Origin of the sequence: Klebsiella sp. CN_Kp100, assembly GCF_040065315.1 — a bacterium.
GTDB lineage: Bacteria > Pseudomonadota > Gammaproteobacteria > Enterobacterales > Enterobacteriaceae > Klebsiella > Klebsiella oxytoca.
Window position 1 is genome coordinate 151,005 of sequence record NZ_JBEAIJ010000004.1, and the last position, 19,069, is coordinate 170,073.

Here is a 19,069-nt window from a genome sequence, read left to right on the forward strand (position 1 = left end):
GCGTCGCCGCCTTCCTGCAACCCGAATGATTTTGGGGAATATTGAAGGGGAGCAACTTCCCGGCGGGGAAGACTCCCCGTGCGGGTGGGCTGTCAGGCGCTAAGCTGACAGGGTTGTGGTACCGCGTTGAGTAGCCATTCACTGGCGTGGCGCGCCATACCGCTGGCGCGGATCACTGCCCGCTTGTCCTGGCGCAGGATATCCAGCCAGTAGCCGATATAGCTGGCGTGCTGGAGTCTGCCCTGAATGCCGCAATGGGCGCACAGGAAGGCGCTACCCATCTCCGCCACTAACTCTTCAGCGGCGTATAGCGCTTCGGTGCGTTCCGCTCCGGCAATACCGGGGCGGTTGAGGCGTGAAGTGTGTCCGGTAGCGTGCGTCAGTTCATGCAGCAGCGTGGCGTAGTACGCCTCGCTGCTTTCAAACTGTTGCGGGTGCGGCATCATCACCAGGTCGGTCGCGGGTTTGTAATACGCTTTCGACTGGCGGCGATGGCGCAGCGTCACGCCGCTATTCTTCGCAATGGTTTCGGCCATCTCCACAGGCTCTGCGGGCCGGGTAAACGGCTCGAACAGCGACTGCGGCAGGCCGTCGCACTGCGACAGGTTAAACAGCCGAAATTCACGAATGATCCCAAAATGCCGCACCTTCGGCTCGCCGTCTTTATCCAGCAACGGCTGGCCGAGTGCATCGATCTCTTCCTGTGTGCGCGGCAGATATAACACCGCCAGAGAGGATTTCTCCCCCCGGTGCACTTGCCCGCCGAGCGCGCTGACCTGATGAAACGTCAGCCAGCGGTCGCTGGCGAAGCTCTGCTTGTCGGCACTGTTCCACAGCAGCGGTACGTTGATGCCGTGATACGGACGACCGGATAACGCATTGATCGGGAACGGCGGCTCGCCATCGCGCCACGGGCGGAGCCACGGCACATTGCCGTTTTCCAGCTCAGCAATAATCTGGTCGGTGACTTTCTGGTAGATATCGTTGCTTCTGTCCATTGTGCGATCCTCATGGAAGAAGCCGGAGCTGCCTCCGTCCGGAAGCGACTCCGGCGGGGAGAGGTTATGCCTGTTCAGCCATCGAGACCTGCACATAATGGCCGTGATAGTTGAGTGATAGCGGTAATGCGACAGGGACTTTCATATCGCCCTGCGGCGGCTGGCAGTAGATCGTAAAGGTGACTTTCTTGCGGGATGCCCCGGCGGTGCGCAGGGTCAGCAGTACGGCGAGCAACAGATTGCCCAGCCGTTCTTCCACCTGCTGCGGGTCGGCGGGAAATTCCACAGCGGATTGCCAGACATCAGGGGCGATAACCACCGGCATTAACGACGGTTTTTTATCGAAAAGCGACATGGTGTTTCTCCTGTAGATGAGCAGAGAACACCCTTCGCAGGGCGTTTCCCTGCGGGATGGAATGGTACGGGTATCCTGCGCATCTGCGCCGTTCGCACCTTCCGGATACATGGCGAACTTACTGCATGGCTGGCGGTAGTGTTTTCTGTGCGGGTGATAAAAGGGAGGGGAAAATCATTACCGGGACTGAAGAGTTTTGTCGTTCCTGAAATGTGAACGCAGGCAGATTGATGCGCACGCATCGCTCAAAAAAATGATCTTTTTCAGGCGGATACTGAAATCAGAAAAGCATATGACCTTGAACAGTAAACACAATGACTGGAGGGATATGCTAATGAACCGACAAGATATAAACGCATTGAAGAATTTTGATTTTCTGGCGCGCAGTTTTGCCCGTATGCACGCCCTGGGCCAGCCAGTGGATATCGATGCCGTGACCGGCAATATGAGTGATGAACAGCAAGCATGGTTCCGGGAGCGATACGACCACTACCGAAAGCAGGCTGAGCGGGCGAGAGTGATAGAACTGCGGTGATGTAACGAACAACGGGCTTAACGGCCCGTTGCGTATTTTCAGGCTTTGAAAATCTGTTTTCGGTGCCAGCCAACATACTGTTCAGCAGGCCACTGCGTTTTGTCATAAGGAAGGAATAACTGCTGGCCGTCCCGGTGCCAGAACAGATGGTCTACCACCGGACTACGACTGACGCCGCCGGAGATGTGGATGGTCATACTCTCATCCAGCCCGAATGCTCCCATATCAAACGCATCGTGGTGCAACGTACAGAGCGCCAGTCCATTGTTCACCACGCACGGGCCACCGTACGCTTTCCAGTGAATATGCGCTGCTTCAATACCAACCAGCGCGCCATCGAGTCTGAGATCGTAACCACAGAACGCGCACCGTGAGTGGTAAGCGCGAAGAACGATATCCCTGAAACGCGGATCGCGGTTCCTGGAGCGATCGATAAAATCGAATCCCAGTTGGTTGGCCAGGATCCGCTGAATACTTTCCGGGAAGCGATCGGTGAGGATCTTCTGAGCCAGTTGGTCGATCATCTCTGGATGTGCCAGCAATTGCTGGTAGGCCGCTTCATCGAAGCCGCCCGCCACCTGGTTATCAATCAGTTCTTTCTTTGTCGGCTGAGTATTGCCCTTACGCGGTTTGCAGCCTTCTGCGTGAGCGATCTCCCAGAAGCCGTCAGTTCGCAGCCGCCAGAACGGCATATTGGGGTAATCGGTGCGTCGCTTGGGACCAAACTCTTTCAGCAGGCGAGTAAGCGGTTCGTGGATTTCCAGACCGTAGTTAAACAGGCGTGGATGGCCTGCTTTGTACTGCGACAGTACGTACAACAGCAGCAGCGGTTTATGCGGCGCGCATACGTCACCCTGACGCCAGACAGAGACGTTAGAGATGGCGGATTGCAGCGTTTCTGGAGAGATCATAAGAAGGAACCGGGTAACAGGCTGATGTTATTGCGATCATGCTCGCAAAATGCCGGTGACTCAAGCCCCGTTCATCACACCGCCAGTACGAAATCCTCAGGGAATGCGTGTTTTACTTACGATCATCTTCCCGACCTGTTCACCAGCGCTACGGATATCGCCGACCGCGCTGCCCATCACACCAGCGATGGCCGCGCCGATCCTGACGCCCGCCCACGTCAGCGCCCCCAGCCAGAATGCGGGTAACACCAGGAACATCACGCCCATAATGATATTCACAATCAGATCGTCGGAGGTGTTTTGCAGGCCCCAGAGATTGAAGTACGAGTGGGTGTCGCTGTCGTACATCATCTGCATCAGCCAGTTATCCAGCCAGCGAGCCAGTTCCCACCAGAAGGTGAGAAAGAACAGGGCGAACTGCACAAAACTCAGTGTGATGACCGTTTTAAGATCCCATGCCGAGAACAGCAGGATCACCGGAATACAAATCACCAGCGCCATTTCAAGGAAAGCCTGTACCATCGGCAGCGCCTGGCGGACGTTATCAAACGCCGGAAAAAGAGCGTAGCTCGAAAGCCCCGCGCCGATGATCCCGCCCACACGACTCAGCAACTGCGTCTGACTTAAATGATCCCCCGCACTCCCACCAAACCCGTTGTACACCAGACCTCCCTGCGACACCTGCATATTGCGCGGGCTCACCAGCGAGCGCAGTACCGCCTCTTCATACTCCTCTTTCGACTGTCCCAGTTTTTGTAGTTGCTGCCAGAGCGTGGTATCGACCTGCTTCAGTAGCCGGTTTTTCAGCCCCGCATCACCATCGGACCACCACGCCTTACACGCAGGATAGCCACCTCCACCCGTATCGCTCAGACCGTCGTCGCGGCTGGCGTCATAAGGCCAGGCGGTGAGTGGCGAACGGGAGTGTTCGTGGTCGTAATAGCCCGGCGTGGCGAGATAAAAGGCCGATCCCACCCAGTCCACTTCCCGGCTTTGCTCCTCACTGATATCGCTGCCCAGCCGCTTGAGCCTTGCCCGCGACGGCCCGTAGCAGTCGTTAACGAAATCCTGTAGTTCCTGCGCCAGCGCCGGATCGGCGATCCGGGTGTGCTGTACTTCAAAGCGCAGCTGACGAAGGTCCGGCTTACAGGGGAGCACCGCGACGGCGGCGCTGGTGATGCCCTTGCCCAGCGCGTGGGTGAAGTACCACCACACCGGCACCGAGGCGCTCTGGCCGCTGAGTTCATTAATCAACGGCGCATAGCCGGAATCACCGGGCTGTACCACCGACCAGCCGCACTGCTTCGTGCGCTGGCTGTCGTAGGTGAGGGTATTGATATCGACATTGAGGAACGGCACACCCGCGAAGAAGATCACCAGCAGGGCGCTGTAGAGCGAGTGCTCCACCCAGACGACCAGCAGGCGGGCGACGTTGCCTTCATCAGCCCCCTGGCCGCGCGCCTTCAGCCACAGGGCAATCAGCTTCGCCAGCAGGGGCAGGGCGAACAGCCCGGTGGCGGTCAGCGTCTGCCACACGCCGTTGTTCACCAGCCAGCCGAGCAGGGTGAGCACATACTCGAAATAGCTGCTGGCGGTCATCGCGGACTGTCCGGCTGTGGATTATTGAGATTGTGCAGGCGGCGGTCGCTGTCGTCCGGCACCTCCACCGCCTGGCCCTGAAGCTGGTCGCGCTGCTGTTTGCGTTGCAGGATAAGGCTTGCGGTATTGCGCGTCAGCGCTTGGCGGAAATCGAGTTCCAGCTTAAGCTGGCTCAGCTCTTCATCCAGTTGGGCGGTGGTTTTGCCCAGGCTTTCCTGCGCCTCTTTGACGTTGGCGATATTCGGTTCGCGCATACCTGCGAGCAGCGTGCGCCGGGCCAGCAGCGCCTGTTCGGTGACGCGGGCCAGCGCCAGCTCTCCCGCCAGCCGTTCGGTGAGAACTGCAATATCCGGGTCGTCGCGTAGCGCTTCCACGATGCCACGGGTCAGTTGCATGGATCCGCCGGAGGCTTTCGCCAGGTTGTCGAAGCCGGGTTTCTGACTGCCATTAACCAGATCTGTGAGGAGGGGGAGGATCTTCGCCTTTTCTTCGTCGATCAGCGGATGCAGGCCGATCCCCGCCTGTGCGCCGGAACGTGCGTCCGGATCGTCGGTGGCCTGCGCCACGCTGATGGTCTGCTCGCCGACCACGCGGGTCATCCACCCGGCGGCCTCTTCAGGGGATTTCCAGGTGGTGCAAAGTTCCCCGTCGCATTCAGAGGAGGTAAGAGAAGTGGTGCTGGTGGCGGGCTGCTGGTTAAGGATATTCCAGCCTGCGGCGGTGGCGTCATGGACTACCTTAATCGGCGGCTGGCCTTTGCCGCCGCGCTTTTCGCCGCCCACCCAAAGTTTACCCTTTTCGGCGGCCTCTTTTGCCGCTTTCTGGTCGGTGCGGATGGCGTCATTATCGCTGGCGGCGAGGGACTGGTAATTCTCCGCTTTGGCTCCGGAAAACCAGGCAGAATCGGCCGCCAAGTCGGTCATCTTCTCCGCCATTTTCTGGCAGTTTAGCAGCGACTTATCAAAATCCAGCCGTCCCTGCAGCACGCCGTTGGTCAGCAGATCATAAAGCTGCGGATTGGCGCGTTGGATAATCATCGCGGGCAGGCTGGCGACCGCCCCGGTGGCACTCTGGATAACGTTGCCCATCAGTTGCTGGAAGCCATCGGTGATGCCGTTTAGCTGGTTGCGCACCGTGGTGTCGATGTCGAAATTGCCGCACATCATATCGGCGTTCCAGCCAATGCCCACGCTGAGCGGCGAGGGGCTGTGGCGTACCGGAGGCGGCATGACCGCCTCGCCGCTGCCAATCTGGTAGTAAAGCAGGTCGTCGACGGCACCTCGTGTGCGGAAGCTGTAGTCATCGGCGGCCACGCAAATCCAGGCGAAAAACAGTAAGACCAGGCAAAGGAATCTCATCACCGCCTCCGTTAACCCGTACTGCCGAGGAAGGTCTGCCCGCGACTTGGGCAGCATTTGTAAGGCCGCCACAGCGTCCAGGCGTACGCACCATCCTCCGCCAGTTTGTCGGCGTAGGTGTCGGTGGCGCGACCATCCGGGAACACCGAACAGGCGGCGGATTTTTTCGGCGTGAGCATCTGCCAGCGATGGTTATTGCTGTCGCCTTCGATAACCGGGGAGGGCGGCCAGTACCCGGCACGGGAGGACGCCGTCAGCGGCGTGTAGATATGCGGTTGCCCGGTACGCGTCACCAGATCGGCCACGCGCTGGGCGATAACGGCGGCGGCTTTATAGTCGTGCGTCTGGCTGATGGCTCCGGCGCGCGGGTAGATATTGCCCCACATATCGCCGTTCTGACCGACTTCCCGCATGCCCTGCGTCAGCGCCTCCGGGTAGGTCATTTCCGGCACACCGCTGCGCCACGCCAGCGTATCGAGTTGACTCAGAAAGTACGGTTGAAAAGGCTGCGATGAGGGCGAGCAGATATAGCCAAACTGGGTGAAAAACGTCGCCAGTTCATCGCCTGCCGGGAAGCCGATGGCATCGGCATTCTTAAAGCGGATCTTGCTGTGCTGGCTGGCTGAACGAGGATTCGTATCGCCGCCGCCTTCGGCAACGCCAGGTATCGGAGGGCTTAACGGCGACATCTCCGCCCATGGATTCTGCCCCGTGTTGCTGTAAGCCGACATCACCAGATCCGGGCGAAAATGACTGACCTTCATCGACGTGCGTACCGAGCAACCGAGCGGCGTGCAATACAGCCAGTAGCACAGGCCGACCACCCGGTAGTTCACGCAGTCCGGCGACAGGGCGGAAGCGGCAATTTCCGGCGTGGTAATGGCTCTGAGCGGGAAAGCGGCGCACAGCATCAGGGGCAACAGAAGAGAAAATCGGTCTGGCATAACGCCTCCGGCAACAGAGTTTTCTTCTGCCGGGTGTAGCGCAATGCTCATACGATCACTGCTGAAAACTGGAACCAGCCCGTGAAAATTGTTGAGTCTGTCATCAACCTTTGCCGGGCTTTCTGGTGTTATTCTGTGGTTCAGGCCGGGCTACGAAAGTGGTTCCGGCCTGTTTTTTTCTTCATTTTTTATTGTGTTTAAGGAGCAAAGCTTATGCCAGTAAAACGAAAACATCTGACCCTCCATGAAGTGGGGCAGATACTGCTTGCAGCGGACAGAGGGATCCATTTTGAGCGGGATTACTGCCTGATTCAGATGTGTTTTATACACGGTCTGCGGGTCAGTGAACTGTGCGGAATGCGACTGTCGGATATCGATTTGGTCGGTGGTTCGGTGTATGTCAGGCGGCTCAAAAATAGCCTGTCAACACAGCATCCGCTGTTCGATGCCGAATTGCCCGCATTGATGCGTTGGTTAACGGTGCGCCGTCGCTGGCGGGATGCTGACTCTGACTGGCTTTTCCTGTCACAGAAGGGGGGGCCGCTGTCGCGCCATCAGGTCCGGTTATTGCTCAGACGTTACGGCGAACTGGGCGGTGTCAGTATTTCAGCGCATCCCCATATGCTGAGACATGGATGCGGTTACGCGCTGGCGGATTTAGGGCGTGATACACGTCTGATACAGGATTACCTGGGGCACCGGAACATCCGGCATACGGTGATTTATACGGCGACAAATACGCAGAGGTTTATGAATGTTTGGGGCAGTGTGAAAGAAAACCACACATTTAGTGCCAGAATGTAAAGTAGTATCAGAAAAATTTAGCAAAGTGTCAAAATTTTTCTGAGACCCCTTTTGATAACGGATTATCTCTCTGTTTTTAAATAAAAATAAAACGTAGCAGATACATGATGTTCCTCTGGCCCTTGCTGGCAACGTGCTTTAGAGGTTCACGTTGCCAGTATTCATTCGCTCACCGCTTTACTGTTTTATGCCATTCTGCAAGCTCAGTTCCTCTCCCGATGGCATTTTATTTCTCATTCTCTTCTTCCACATCATTTTCTCCTGAACTCACCACTCTGGCACTAACGGGAAAGTCTAACGCAGATTTTTTCACCGCCAGAGTGATGCGGGGCCGAGTCCCGAATGTTCTTTCATCAAGGAGAAACACATGAAAAAAACGATGTTAAGCGCGTGTTTTATGCTGGCGGCGGCTAATGCCATGGCCGCCGACGGTACCATCCATTTCACCGGTAGCATTACCGACCAGACCTGCAAGATCGACACAGGCTCCCAGAATCTACCGGTGAACCTCGGCAATGTTGCCCAGACCGCCCTTAACGGGGCAAAGGGGATGAGAGCGGCGCCAACGCAATTTACCATCAACGTGAGCGAGTGCCCGGAAACGGTCACCGGAGCAAATGTGAAATTTGACGGGACATCCGATAACAACGACCAGAGCCTGCTGGCGCTGGACAGTGGCACGGGCATCGCCACCGGGGTCGGGATCCAGATCGCAGATAAAAACGGCACGGCCATCCCGCTGCACTCCGCTTCATCCGACTACACCCTCGCAGAAGGCGCAAACGCGCTCGACTTTGTCGCCCGCTATGTCTCCACAGGCCCGGCGGTCACCACCGGTACAGCAAACGGTACCTCTGAGTTCACCATCATTTACAAATAACGCTGTGCCGTCGCGGGGCGCATTCTCCTCCTCCTACCCATGCGCCGCCGCATAACAGGGAGCGTTTCGCAGGGATGCGTATTTTTCGTCCGGAGATAACAAGATGAACAGGTATGCAGACATTTTGCTGGCGCTATTGCTGGCCGTATTTACCGTGCAGGCACAGGCCGGGATTGTCATTGGCGGGACACGGATCATTTATAACGGCGACAAAAAAGAGACCTCCGCTTCTATACGTAACCCCGACAGATCCGGTGTTTGGCTGGTACAGAGCTGGGTAGACAGCGGGATGAAGGGAAGTAAAACACCGTTTATCGTCACGCCGCCGTTGTTTCGTATTAATCCAGGCGAAGAGAACATCCTGCGCATTGTGCGCACTGGAGGGAGCCTGCCTGAAGACCGGGAATCGGTGTTCTGGCTGAACGTGAAGTCCATTCCTGCCACCGACGACAGCGTGCCGCATAACAACGTTCTGCAGGTGGTGGTGAAATCCCGCCTGAAACTCTTTTACCGCCCGGCGGGGCTGGAAGGACAGCCGGAGACGGCTTACCACCATCTGTCTGTCTCCCGTAGCGGCAATCGTCTTACGGTCAGCAATCCCACGTCTTACTACGTCACTTTGTTCACCTTAAAGGCGGACGGGCAGGAGATTAAAGAGGCCGATATGGTGCCGCCGAAAGGCAGCGTCAGCTTCACGCTGCCATCGGCCACGGCGTCCACGGTGACCTGGCAGTCGATCAGTGATTACGGCGGCGTCAGTCAGACCGAAAGCCGCAAACTCTGAAGGAGGGAATATGAATAACCCTAATTCCCGACTGATGATCTTCCTGCTGGCGCTGTTGCTGATTATGGTGCTCCTGTTGGGTTATCTGCGTCATGCGGAAGCCCGCGAGACCTTCAATACCCACGCGCTGGAGCTGGACAGCCCGGGCCAGGCGGTTGCTGACTTATCCGCCTTTGCCGAAGCCGATGGCCAGTTACCTGGCACCTACCGGGTGACGGTGTATGTGAACGGCGAGCAGCAGGGCGAAGCGCAGGATATTGCCTTTGTTACCGGGGCAGATAAAAAACTCACCGCGCAGTTAACCCCTGCGATGCTGAAAGCCTGGGGCGTGAACACCGCCGCGTTTCCTGCGCTTGCCGCACTGCCAGCGGACAAACCGCTGGAGGATATTGGCCGCTATATCCCGATGGCTTCCAGCGAACTGCGTTTCAGTAAACTGCAACTGAATCTCAGTATCCCGCAGGCGGCGATGAGCGCCACTGCGCGAGGCTGGGTGGATCCGTCCGAATGGGACGAGGGCGTACCTGCCGCGCTGCTGAACTATAACCTCAGCGGTAGCAATACCTGGCGCGACGGGGAAAATGGCTCCGATGATAACTACTACGCTAACCTGCAGAGCGGGCTGAACCTCGGCGCGTGGCGGCTACGCAACTATTCCACCTGGAATTACGATGAGGATAACGGCAGCCACTGGGATTCAGTGAACACGTATCTTCAGCGGGATATCCAGCGCCTGCAGGGGCAACTTACGCTCGGCGACAGCTACACCCCGTCGGACATCTTCGACAGCGTGCAGTTTCGCGGCGCGCAACTGGCGTCGGATGACAATATGCTGCCGGACAGCCTGCGCGGGTTTGCCCCGATCATCCGCGGTATTGCCCAGTCGAACGCCCAGGTCACCATTAAGCAGAACGGCTACACCATCTATCAGAGCTACGTCGCACCGGGGGCCTTCGCCATCAGCGATCTCTACCCGACATCGGGCAGCGGCGATCTGGAGGTAACGATTAAAGAAGCCGACGGCAGCGAGCGAACCTTTATTCAGCCATTCTCTGCGGTACCGATTATGCAGCGTGAAGGCCGCCTGAAGTATGCCCTCACTGCCGGGAAATACCGCAGCGGCAACAGCGACAGCGATGAGCCTGAGTTTGGCCAGATAACGGCAATTTACGGCCTGCCGCACGCCATCACGATTTATGGCGGCACGCTGTACTCGGAGGACTATCAGTCCGGGGCGGCGGGTCTGGGGTTTGGTCTCGGCGAGCTGGGTTCGGTTTCCGCCGATATCACCGCTGCGCACACCACGCTGAATAACGATGAAACTCACGACGGCCAGTCGTACCGGGTGCAGTACTCAAAAGATTTTCAGGCCACCGATACCAGCTTCACCCTGGCGGCGTACCGCTATTCCACGGAGGGGTTCTACACCTTCCAGGAGGCGAACGATTTACGCTCAGACAGCGACGACGGCTGGCGGCTGACGTACAACAAGCGGCAGAAACTCCAGCTCGATCTCACTCAGAGCATTGGCAGCTACGGCTCATTCTTTGTTTCCGGCTACCAGCAGGACTACTGGCAGGAGGACGGCTATGAACGCACCCTGAGTACCGGTTGGAACGGCAATATCAACGGTATCAGTTACAGCATTTCATACAGCTACAGTGAGTACCCGGACAGCACCCAGCCTGCCGACCAGCAGCTGGCGTTCAGCATCCAGGTACCGCTCAGCCGCTTTATGCCGAACGCGTGGGCCAGCTACAGCGTCAACACCGCGAAGCACGGCGACACCCGCCAGCAGGCGGGGCTCAACGGCACTCTGCTTGCCGATAACAACCTCAGCTACAGCCTCCAGCAGAGCTATACCAACCATGGCGGGGGCGGCTCCGGCAATATCAACGCCGACTATAAAGGCGGGCAGGGGGAAATCACCGGCGGCTACAACTATGACGAGGATAGCCGTCAGATTAACTACGGCCTGAAAGGCGGCATTGTCGCCCATCCACACGGCATTACGCTCTCCCAGCCGCTCGGTGACTCGCTGGCGGTCGTCAAAGCGCCCGGCGCGGATGACGCCAAAGTGCAGAACAACACCGGGGTATACACCGACTGGCGCGGCTACGCGGTCGTGCCATATGTCAACGCCTACCGGAAAAACCGTATCGCGCTGGATACCAGCACGCTCGGCGACGGCGTCGATATCGATACCGCCGTACAGACCGTGACGCCGACGCAGGGGGCGGTGGTAATGGCCGATTTCAACACCCGCGTCGGTCGGCGCGTACTGATGACGCTGATTTACCGCGGGCTGCCGGCACCGTTTGGCGCACAGGCGAAGCTAAAGGGGGGCGGCAGCGGCATCGTCGGCGATGACGGCCAGGTATATCTGACGGGCGTGCCGGATGAGGGCGATATCACGGTGGACTGGAACGGGGCGCAGCAGTGCGTGGTGCATTACCGCCTGCCGGAGAATGCCGGAAACGTACCGGTGACAGAAACAGAACAGGAGTGCCGGGAATGAATAAAATGATGCAGTGGGCTTGCATGCTGGTTTTACTGGCAATATCCAGCGGGGTGAACGCTGCTTGTGATGCGGTCGGGAGTTTTACCCTCAACCCCGGTTCAGTTACTGTACAGCGGGATGTGGCGGTTGGGCAGCCCTTCACTGACTGGATCTACTCTAATTCAGGCGTTGCTTACCAGAACTGCAATTACGACAGTCAGTTACAGTACAACATTGAAAATGGGATCAAAAGTTACAACGGCCGCTCTTCCGGGCTGAGCTATAACGGTGAAGCCGTCTTCGATACCAATTTACCCGGTGTTGGATTCGTGGTGGAAGGTAATGCGCAGGTAGGATCGCAGGCCTGGATTGGCTGGCAGGGTATAAAAGCGGGCACCTCAGAGAAGTCGGTCGTGAAAACGTCCCATAACAATGGTGACAGACCGGCTTTTACCGATCAAATGCGTATCCGCTTAATTAAAACGGGAAATATACAGACGGGTGCATTAAGCGGTAACGCAGGTTACTTTTATGCCGGTGTCAGGGAAACGGCAAACTGGAGTACAGAGCAGCCGGTATCTTTCGCAGGAGGGCAGATAACCTCGGTTGCCTGTAGTGTCACGACCAATCCGGTTGATGTTTCGCTGGGGGATCATAATAAAAATGAGTTCAGCGGGGTAGGCACGACCACCTCCTGGAAGACATTTACTATAGGCCTGGATTGCGATCAGAACGCCCGGATTAACGTGCGCATCGATCCGGCGGCTGGTGCTGTAGGCAGCATGACGGATGTGATGAAGCTTGATAATGCGGGGAGCAGTTCGACGGCCAGCGGCGTTGGCGTTCAGCTCTGGTTCCAGCCTAACGGCGGCAGTGCGGTGAAATTTGGCCAGGAGACATTTTACTGGACATCGCCTCAGGGCGGGATGGAAACCGTCCAGCTTCAGGCGCGCTATTACCAGACGGAACAGACGATAACGCCGGGAACTGCTAATGCCACGGCGACGTTTACGCTGACGTATAAGTAATCTGATGTTCAGGGATTGCCTGGGCGTGAACAGTTCGGTTAGTGGCAGAAAAGAAATCCTGTCAACAATACCCACGGGAAAGGCGATGCTTCCCCGTGGGTAACAGGCACTAACTGCGGGATGTCGGATGTGATTCTCTGGCTGATCCACACTGCCAGTTAGCTGCATCCAGCTTGCCCAGCAACGCGCACAGCACATCTACCAGGCAAGCGAGGATCCGCTCGCCTTTTTCCGCCGAGGCACAGCGCGGATCGCCGGTCGCCCCGGTGGCACTGATCTCCCCGATATCCCAGATCCGGTTCACTCCGTAATCGCTGAACACCTCCTCCGGGATCTGTTTTTGCGCGTACTTTAATTCCACCAGTTCCGGGAGCAAGGCCATCATCACCGAGGTCTCTCCTTCGCCGCCGTGTCCGAGCCCAGTGTTGTCCCATGTGTCGAAAAATCCCTTTCCGAGATGATGGCCCACCAGATCCCACCACGCCGGAACGACTACAATCGCCGCCTGCCGGTGGCGGGCCTTCACATTGTGGGCGGCAATCTCAATGGCCGGGATGTTACCGTCATGGCCGTTAATGACCAGTATCCGGCGGATACCGTGGTGCAGCAGGCTGGTGAAGATATCTTCCGCCAGCGCGATATTGGTTTCATAGCGCAGGGTGATTGCCAGCGGATAGGCGTTGTAATGAACGGACGTACCGAACGGTGTGCAGGGCAGCACGAGAGTGTTGCTCATCCGCTGCGCCACCCGGCAGGCGACCGTTTCCGGAACAAACATATCGGGACCGAGCGGCAGATGATCGGCATGGTTTTCACAGCTACCAAAGCTGACGATCGCGGTGATCTCCTGGCCGGACTGCAATAATTCGCGAATTTCACGGCCGGTCAGTTCATTCAGCATCACTTTTTTCATCGGACAGTCTCCTGTTTTTACGAACCACAAAGAGGTAATAGGCGCTGGCGAGCGCCAGCCAGATCACTACGGTGACCAGGGTGATGCCGCCGCCGTCGGTAAAAAACTGCCCGGCCATGACCAGTACAATTAGTCCTACGGTGAGCGGTTGGATGTAACGCGCTGCCGGAGCCCTGTATTTCAGCGTTCCGTCATGCAGTGCGATCCGGTGCAGGGCCGGCTGGCTTAAGGCAATCATCAGCCAGGTGAACAGAAAGCCGAACCCGGAAATCCCCGCCAGGATGACGTACGCATCCGGTGAGATAATGGCGATGATGACGCCAGTGAACAGTACCAGGCTGCTGGCGAGAATGGCGTTATCAGGCGTTCTGTGCGTCGGGTGAAGACGGGCAAACCAGTCAGGGAAATAACCGTCGCAGGCCATGGCGTGCAGCATCCGCGAGGTAGCGTAAACCCCGGTATCAATGCAGGAGAGCGCGGCGGTCAGCACCACGAAATTCATGATATGCCGCGCCATCTCGCCGCCGAGAATACCGGAAGCCTCCACGTAAGGACTGCTGCTGACGCCAGCCTGCTGCCAGGGCAGGATAAGCAGCAGGACGGTCAGCGAGCCGATATATAGCAGTAGGATACGCACCACGGTGCCGCGCAGTGTGCGGGGGATGTCGCGCTGCGGGTTCTCGCTTTCGCCTGCGGCGGTGCCGATGGCCTCCGTTCCGCCGAAGGAGAAAATGACGATCAGCATCGCGCCAAGAAAACCCGGCAGCCCGGCGGCAAAAAAATCGCCATTGTCGGTGACGTTCGCCACGCTGGCGGGAGAGGCGTCATCCAGTCCGAGGCTGTAGCAGCCCGCGATGATAAAGGCCAGCAGCGCCACCACCTTGACCAGGCTTAGCCAGAACTCCACTTCACCAAAGAAATGCACGCCGACCATGTTGATGGCGGTGAGCGACGAAGCGATCGCCAGGCAGAACAGCCACACGGGGACACCGGGAAACCACAGGTTGAGGAAGGTGCCTGCGGCAATCGCCTCCGAGGCCGGGCCAATCAGGAACGCCAGCCAGTAGGTCCAGCCGGTGATAAAACCGCACCACGGGCCGAAGGCGGTGCGGGCATAAGATTCAAAAGAGCCGGACACCGGGCGGGAGACAGCCATTTCGGCGAGCAACAGCATAATAAACAGAGTGATGACGCCGCCGATAAGGTAGGCCAGTATCACCGACGGGCCGGTGCGGGCGATGGCGGCCCCGGCACCGAGGAAAAATCCGGCACCAATCACGCCACCCACGGAAATCATCGTCAGGTGGCGGGCTTTCAGGCTTCTGTCGAGTTCCATAATATCTACTCTTTTTGTTGTGGATGGATTCAGGACCGCGCTTATGGCTGCCCTTCCTCAATCCGCAGGTTGCCGGATAGATCGCGAAGCTTCGGGACCGGGCCGGAAAGATGAACCGCTTTTGCATAACAGGCGTTCAGGCTGGCGTTAAACACCATGGTCAGGTGGCCGAGTTCAAACAGCGACCGCTGAGCCTCTTTGCCCACGGCGGTGACCAGATAGTCGTAGTTCGCCAACATCAGCCGATCGCCAGGCAGGATCAGCAGGTTTTCTTCCCGGAATGTGGGATCCAGCGACAGGGAGTAATCGAGGCAGTCGTTCGGCCCGCTGCTGTCGAAGGTGATCAGCATCCGGTCAGCCAGACCGTCGGCGACAAACAACCCGATAGCAACGATGCGCGCGCAGTAGGTCATCATGGCTCGTTCTCCCGTTTGCCGGGCGTGAGTGCGTTGCCTGCCAGATGGCCTGGCGTGAATGAGAAGGCATGACTTTTGAAGAGGGGAGTAAAATCCTGAGTTTGGGAGGCCAGTAGATGGTGGCCTCCGGCTGTCATCATGATGGTGCAAGGTCGTGGTTCGGTGTGCATAAACAACTCTCCTGTCAGGTGTCGTTGGTTAATGCGTCCTGCCACTCACAGCGCGGGTCGTTATGTCCCGGAGTTTTCAGTTGATGTCATGGGGTGAAACGGTTTTTTGGGTTCGCGTTTGTTACTGGAATTGAGGTAACGGCCGGGCCAAATCTCTGACGGATGCACGTCGAGGGCGATGGCAATCAGCCACTCGCCTTTGGGCCATGGGCGATTCAGGGCATTCGACAGCGTTGATGAGGCCAGTCCCGCTTCCCGCGAGAGTTTCGCCAGACTGGTGCCGCGTTTGTGCAAGGCGGCAATGATGTCGGCGGGGTGCCAGTCTTTTTTAGTCATTCCTTTTACCTTCTTGTGTTACAAAGCTGATGAAATATCCCATTTTGGGATATTTATGTAAATGGCTGATATTCGATTTTGGGATATTAATCGAGTTTTTTGAATGTCATCTATTTATTCTGATGAATATCAGCTAGTTATAAAATTACTGCGCTCTGCAAGGATTAATCGGGGGATTACTCAATCTCAACTGGCAGAATCGCTGGGCAAACCCCAGTCATTCGTTGCTAAGGTGGAGAATGGTGAGCGCCGTCTGGACGTGATTGAATTTGCTACTATTGCTCGCCTGCTTTCACTTGATCCCGCAGAAATACTGAACGCAGTTATGAAGTAATTTGCGTGGGTTATTATCCTGTTTTGGGATAATGACAAGGCCACCGGATAGTCAGTCTTAACATAGAGTTGAGGCTGCCGGGATGACTTCTATCTACTCAAATGACTACCAGATGGTGATTAAGGCCCTCCGGGATGCGCGGATTGCCTGTGGCATTACTCAGCAAGAGGTTGCCAGTGCTTTCGGAAGGCCGCAGTCATTTATCGCAAAAGTTGAGAGTGGAGAAAGACGTCTGGATGTTGTGGAGTTTGTTCGTTTTTGCAGAATTGTGAATATTAATCCTGTCAGTATTCTACAAAAATTGTGAAAAGTCTGCCTATCAACTTAGGAATATAAATTTATTTGAGTTCCTAGTTTATATCTTTATTTATTTTTTTTCGGCTGATTTTAATCGGTAACAAGTATGTTATATAGTTTACTGTTACCGATTATTCTAACTTAAAAATCACCTCTGCAGATAACTGGGTCAGAGGCGACCGCCCTGTACATAGCTCTTAGTGTGGAATTAGCCGGGACGTTACTTGCTAAGTTATTAAAGTGCTCATGAACATTAGTATGATCCCCTGCAATCAGCAATGTTCGGATCATTGTTATGACAGTAGTTATAAATTGGGCTGAGTTTATAGAATATTTTTGGCTGAGATTATATCCTTCAAAATGATTTATAACTCGCTCACGCTCATTTTGAGACCACTCATCAGGTGGTGTCGCGAAAAATTCGAAAGTTAATATTTCATCTTTGATTATTGTTGCAGTTATCCAATCTGTTGAATAGAATTTATTCGTGTCATCGTAAGGGTACAATGTTTGTTCAGATTCAGAAAGAAATATTCCAGAACCTTTCCCTGTATTACAATTTTCGCAAGCTGGTATAAGATTTCTAGGATTTACTGAGTGTAATGGATATCGAGACTTAGGAAGATAATGATCTAAAGTTGCTACACCATTAATTCCACATAATGGGCATATTCCATTTTTTGAAGAGGCCCGCAAAAGATCGTATATTTTTCTGGACTGGCTTTTTTGTTTACACATGTAGGTAGAATAAAGATCCATTAATTCTTTTTTTGTAACGTTTTCTATTATTATTTGATCTGGCTCTCTTATTCTACATGGAGATAACCGATAGAGATTTTTGGGGTTTATATTTCTATCAAAAACTGACCATTCTTCCTCAACTAAATTAGAAATATTAGTAAGCTTTTCTTTGTATCCCTGCTTTCTCCGACTAACCGACAATAAACATGTTGAGAAAAAACCATCACAATTAATATCTGGAAAGTTTATTTTATTCATTGCTTTTACCATCCGACATTTTTTTACTAAGTCCTTTATCACGCAACATGATCATGCTTCTGAGAATAGCTTGGCCTTCAAAGCCAATTTTTTTTCTGAACTCAGTCATAATTTCATTGAAACTTAATCCTTCATCAACTTTTTCTTTTAGTAATTTATGGAATCCAGACTGTTCCAGTTCCAATCTAAACACTTCTTTTGTAAGTGTTCCTACATTTTCAGCGAAAGTTTCAATAGATGGTCTAGCGTATCGCATTTCATCTCCGAAACGTGTTAGTACCCAGCAACAATTCTTTGGAACTTCTTGAACAACTACAGGTGAATGAGTGGCAATTATTGCTACGCCGTTACGTTTATAAAGCAGGTTGCTCAATGAGCGAATGAATGCCGATAATAATGGAGGATGCAAATGACTTTCAGGTTCATCGAACAATACAAGTGTTTTGTCTTGTACTTTTTCAACTAATCTACTGATTGTCATAAATACAACTGCATGGCCTGAACTCATTCTTTGCAGTCGCTCACTACAAGCCTTTTTCAGTGCATTTCCATTTAACTCAGTGAGTAAGGATAATTGTAGGTCGGAAAAATTGGTATCCGATTCAAGGTTAATAATTGATTCAATCCATAGTTTTTTCCTAGATTCATCCGAGAAACATACCTTAATAGATTCGATGCACTGATTATGTAATACACTAATATCTTCTAATATTGGTTTCTTTCTATCACTTTCTGCTTTCTTTAATCCAATGTAATAATGGCAAGTACCTAGTTGAGGATCATTTTGCTCACTAATAGGATTAAACGGATCAAAAGCACTGAATGAAATTGATATAACAGTGCTAAAATATTCTGAGTTTATTTTTCTGCCGAAATCATCTTCAAAATAAACACTGTCTAGACAATCTCTTTTGACGATAGAACTAACCATTTCATTGAGAATAGTGGTTTTTCCTAACCCGTTTCTGCCAATTAGAGTGTGAATATTGCTAGGAGGGTATGAAAAAGGATCAACTTTGAATCTGATATTCATATCAGAATATTTATGATTTTGTCGAATAAACTCAAAGTCGAATTCAGAAAGGAGTTCATCTCCTCTGATTAATCGCGTGAATTGCCCTTTGACTGTATTTATGTTTACATCTCTTAATAAAGATGTTTTAAAAACATCTTCATTAGATGCCTTTTTTAATGATGTTTTACTTATAACAACATTTTTTAATTTTTTTAATATTGTGTGGCAATGTTGTTCGCCTAACGAATATAGGTTTTTATAAAATTCAGGGCTTTCTGCAAGACTAAAAAAATTACTCTCAAGGGAGGAGAATTCTTTTGATAATTTATCATAAGTACTTATGTCTGTAGTTTGTCCATTGAACCCTATTTTAATCTGTCCAATTTTATGATTTTTTCCTACGGAATCGGTAACCTCCATGTTAAACAAAGTACGATATGAAAAATCATTCCAGTTGAGAAAAAAAAGATAAACCGTATTGATTTCCCTTTGCGTTGAAATTGTTTTTTTATTTGTTACTTTAAATGTAAACAATTGTGATTTCCTGACGGTAAATA

At 53.9% G+C, this 19,069-nt stretch carries 20 protein-coding genes; 8 read left to right on the plus strand and 12 right to left on the minus strand.

What is annotated here, in order from left to right; translation table 11 throughout:
• Positions 1–92: 92 nt before the first annotated feature.
• Together ABLV12_RS04715 and ABLV12_RS04720 are read right to left on the minus strand one after the other, a co-directional pair.
• The gene (locus ABLV12_RS04715; protein ID WP_348866821.1) at positions 93–998 is read right to left on the minus strand and encodes a zincin-like metallopeptidase domain-containing protein; all 906 of its coding nucleotides are present in this window, start codon (positions 996–998) and stop codon (positions 93–95) included.
• A 64-nt stretch (positions 999–1,062) separates the two neighbouring features.
• Positions 1,063–1,353, minus strand: coding sequence for a hypothetical protein (locus tag ABLV12_RS04720; RefSeq protein ID WP_025713656.1), 291 nt, complete (start codon positions 1,351–1,353; stop codon positions 1,063–1,065).
• Positions 1,354–1,687: 334 nt separating this feature from the next.
• Here ABLV12_RS04720 and glgS point away from each other — a divergent pair, with 334 nt between their 5' ends.
• Entirely contained in the window at positions 1,688–1,888 is a 201-nt protein-coding gene (gene glgS / locus ABLV12_RS04725; RefSeq protein ID WP_001561269.1) for a cell surface composition regulator GlgS, read from the plus strand.
• A 38-nt stretch (positions 1,889–1,926) separates the two neighbouring features.
• Here the strand turns inward: glgS and ABLV12_RS04730 are convergent, their stop codons facing one another.
• The 4 genes from ABLV12_RS04730 to ABLV12_RS04745 all read right to left on the minus strand — a co-directional run bounded on the left by ABLV12_RS04730 (position 1,927) and on the right by ABLV12_RS04745 (position 6,700).
• Complete coding sequence (locus ABLV12_RS04730; protein WP_032670675.1) at positions 1,927–2,799, minus strand: phosphorothioated DNA-binding restriction endonuclease; 873 nt, start codon at positions 2,797–2,799, stop codon at positions 1,927–1,929.
• A gap of 96 nt (positions 2,800–2,895) precedes the next feature.
• A complete protein-coding gene (locus tag ABLV12_RS04735) occupies positions 2,896–4,398 on the minus strand; it encodes a conjugal transfer protein TraG N-terminal domain-containing protein (RefSeq protein WP_348866822.1) in 1,503 nt (500 codons plus the stop codon).
• Positions 4,395–5,756, minus strand: a complete 1,362-nt coding sequence (locus ABLV12_RS04740) for an integrating conjugative element protein (RefSeq protein WP_348866823.1) — start codon at positions 5,754–5,756, stop codon at positions 4,395–4,397. The genes ABLV12_RS04735 and ABLV12_RS04740 overlap by 4 nt, the downstream gene beginning before the upstream one ends.
• Positions 5,757–5,767: 11 nt before the next feature.
• Entirely contained in the window at positions 5,768–6,700 is a 933-nt protein-coding gene (locus ABLV12_RS04745; protein WP_348866824.1) for a TIGR03756 family integrating conjugative element protein, read from the minus strand.
• Positions 6,701–6,913: 213 nt separating this feature from the next.
• Between ABLV12_RS04745 and ABLV12_RS04750 the strand changes: the two genes are divergently transcribed.
• The 5 genes from ABLV12_RS04750 to ABLV12_RS04770 all read left to right on the plus strand — a co-directional run bounded on the left by ABLV12_RS04750 (position 6,914) and on the right by ABLV12_RS04770 (position 12,696).
• Positions 6,914–7,504, plus strand: coding sequence for a tyrosine-type DNA invertase (locus tag ABLV12_RS04750; protein WP_105889571.1), 591 nt, complete (start codon positions 6,914–6,916; stop codon positions 7,502–7,504).
• 367 nt (positions 7,505–7,871) lie between these two features.
• The gene (locus ABLV12_RS04755) at positions 7,872–8,384 is read left to right on the plus strand and encodes a fimbrial protein (RefSeq protein WP_009654430.1); all 513 of its coding nucleotides are present in this window, start codon (positions 7,872–7,874) and stop codon (positions 8,382–8,384) included.
• A 103-nt stretch (positions 8,385–8,487) separates the two neighbouring features.
• Positions 8,488–9,168: a molecular chaperone gene (locus tag ABLV12_RS04760; RefSeq protein WP_020845987.1), complete on the plus strand. Its 681-nt coding sequence runs from the start codon at positions 8,488–8,490 to the stop codon at positions 9,166–9,168.
• 10 nt (positions 9,169–9,178) lie between these two features.
• Positions 9,179–11,686 carry a fimbria/pilus outer membrane usher protein gene (locus ABLV12_RS04765; protein ID WP_348866825.1) on the plus strand — a complete coding sequence of 836 codons (2,508 nt, stop codon included), beginning with the start codon at positions 9,179–9,181 and terminating at the stop codon, positions 11,684–11,686.
• Positions 11,683–12,696, plus strand: coding sequence for a fimbrial protein (locus ABLV12_RS04770; protein WP_348866826.1), 1,014 nt, complete (start codon positions 11,683–11,685; stop codon positions 12,694–12,696). The genes ABLV12_RS04765 and ABLV12_RS04770 overlap by 4 nt, the downstream gene beginning before the upstream one ends.
• A 109-nt stretch (positions 12,697–12,805) precedes the next feature.
• Here ABLV12_RS04770 and ABLV12_RS04775 read toward each other — a convergent pair whose 3' ends face one another.
• The 4 genes from ABLV12_RS04775 to ABLV12_RS04790 form a co-directional block, all read right to left on the minus strand.
• Entirely contained in the window at positions 12,806–13,609 is an 804-nt protein-coding gene (locus tag ABLV12_RS04775; protein WP_348866827.1) for a creatininase family protein, read from the minus strand.
• Positions 13,587–14,945: an amino acid permease gene (locus ABLV12_RS04780; RefSeq protein WP_348866828.1), complete on the minus strand. Its 1,359-nt coding sequence runs from the start codon at positions 14,943–14,945 to the stop codon at positions 13,587–13,589. The genes ABLV12_RS04775 and ABLV12_RS04780 overlap by 23 nt, the downstream gene beginning before the upstream one ends.
• A 41-nt stretch (positions 14,946–14,986) precedes the next feature.
• Positions 14,987–15,361 carry a PTS glucitol/sorbitol transporter subunit IIA gene (locus ABLV12_RS04785; protein WP_348866829.1) on the minus strand — a complete coding sequence of 125 codons (375 nt, stop codon included), beginning with the start codon at positions 15,359–15,361 and terminating at the stop codon, positions 14,987–14,989.
• Between the two features lie 230 nt (positions 15,362–15,591).
• Complete coding sequence (locus ABLV12_RS04790) at positions 15,592–15,867, minus strand: helix-turn-helix transcriptional regulator (protein WP_348866830.1); 276 nt, start codon at positions 15,865–15,867, stop codon at positions 15,592–15,594.
• Positions 15,868–15,970: 103 nt separating this feature from the next.
• On the opposite strand from ABLV12_RS04790, the gene ABLV12_RS04795 reads away from it, so the two are divergent.
• Both ABLV12_RS04795 and ABLV12_RS04800 read left to right on the plus strand, forming a co-directional pair.
• Positions 15,971–16,201 (plus strand): helix-turn-helix transcriptional regulator, encoded by a 231-nt coding sequence (locus ABLV12_RS04795; protein WP_348866831.1) that lies wholly within the window; start codon positions 15,971–15,973, stop codon positions 16,199–16,201.
• 82 nt (positions 16,202–16,283) lie between these two features.
• On the plus strand, positions 16,284–16,508 hold the full coding sequence (locus tag ABLV12_RS04800; protein WP_348866832.1) for a helix-turn-helix transcriptional regulator: 225 nt from the start codon (positions 16,284–16,286) through the stop codon (positions 16,506–16,508).
• A 131-nt stretch (positions 16,509–16,639) separates the two neighbouring features.
• Here the strand turns inward: ABLV12_RS04800 and ABLV12_RS04805 are convergent, their stop codons facing one another.
• Both ABLV12_RS04805 and ABLV12_RS04810 read right to left on the minus strand, forming a co-directional pair.
• Positions 16,640–17,497, minus strand: coding sequence for an HNH endonuclease (locus ABLV12_RS04805; protein ID WP_348866833.1), 858 nt, complete (start codon positions 17,495–17,497; stop codon positions 16,640–16,642).
• Positions 17,490–19,046, minus strand: a complete 1,557-nt coding sequence (locus ABLV12_RS04810; protein WP_348866834.1) for an AAA family ATPase — start codon at positions 19,044–19,046, stop codon at positions 17,490–17,492. The genes ABLV12_RS04805 and ABLV12_RS04810 overlap by 8 nt, the downstream gene beginning before the upstream one ends.
• Positions 19,047–19,069: the final 23 nt, after the last annotated feature.

Coding starts and splice junctions, on each gene's coding strand:
- ABLV12_RS04715 (WP_348866821.1), bottom strand. CDS start 998: ATGGACAGAAGCAACGATATCTACCAGAAAGTCACCGACCAGATTATT.
- ABLV12_RS04720 (WP_025713656.1), bottom strand. CDS start 1,353: ATGTCGCTTTTCGATAAAAAACCGTCGTTAATGCCGGTGGTTATCGCC.
- glgS (WP_001561269.1), top strand. CDS start 1,688: ATGAACCGACAAGATATAAACGCATTGAAGAATTTTGATTTTCTGGCG.
- ABLV12_RS04730 (WP_032670675.1), bottom strand. CDS start 2,799: ATGATCTCTCCAGAAACGCTGCAATCCGCCATCTCTAACGTCTCTGTC.
- ABLV12_RS04735 (WP_348866822.1), bottom strand. CDS start 4,398: ATGACCGCCAGCAGCTATTTCGAGTATGTGCTCACCCTGCTCGGCTGG.
- ABLV12_RS04740 (WP_348866823.1), bottom strand. CDS start 5,756: ATGAGATTCCTTTGCCTGGTCTTACTGTTTTTCGCCTGGATTTGCGTG.
- ABLV12_RS04745 (WP_348866824.1), bottom strand. CDS start 6,700: ATGCCAGACCGATTTTCTCTTCTGTTGCCCCTGATGCTGTGCGCCGCT.
- ABLV12_RS04750 (WP_105889571.1), top strand. CDS start 6,914: ATGCCAGTAAAACGAAAACATCTGACCCTCCATGAAGTGGGGCAGATA.
- ABLV12_RS04755 (WP_009654430.1), top strand. CDS start 7,872: ATGAAAAAAACGATGTTAAGCGCGTGTTTTATGCTGGCGGCGGCTAAT.
- ABLV12_RS04760 (WP_020845987.1), top strand. CDS start 8,488: ATGAACAGGTATGCAGACATTTTGCTGGCGCTATTGCTGGCCGTATTT.
- ABLV12_RS04765 (WP_348866825.1), top strand. CDS start 9,179: ATGAATAACCCTAATTCCCGACTGATGATCTTCCTGCTGGCGCTGTTG.
- ABLV12_RS04770 (WP_348866826.1), top strand. CDS start 11,683: ATGAATAAAATGATGCAGTGGGCTTGCATGCTGGTTTTACTGGCAATA.
- ABLV12_RS04775 (WP_348866827.1), bottom strand. CDS start 13,609: ATGAAAAAAGTGATGCTGAATGAACTGACCGGCCGTGAAATTCGCGAA.
- ABLV12_RS04780 (WP_348866828.1), bottom strand. CDS start 14,945: ATGGAACTCGACAGAAGCCTGAAAGCCCGCCACCTGACGATGATTTCC.
- ABLV12_RS04785 (WP_348866829.1), bottom strand. CDS start 15,361: ATGATGACCTACTGCGCGCGCATCGTTGCTATCGGGTTGTTTGTCGCC.
- ABLV12_RS04790 (WP_348866830.1), bottom strand. CDS start 15,867: ATGACTAAAAAAGACTGGCACCCCGCCGACATCATTGCCGCCTTGCAC.
- ABLV12_RS04795 (WP_348866831.1), top strand. CDS start 15,971: ATGTCATCTATTTATTCTGATGAATATCAGCTAGTTATAAAATTACTG.
- ABLV12_RS04800 (WP_348866832.1), top strand. CDS start 16,284: ATGACTTCTATCTACTCAAATGACTACCAGATGGTGATTAAGGCCCTC.
- ABLV12_RS04805 (WP_348866833.1), bottom strand. CDS start 17,497: ATGAATAAAATAAACTTTCCAGATATTAATTGTGATGGTTTTTTCTCA.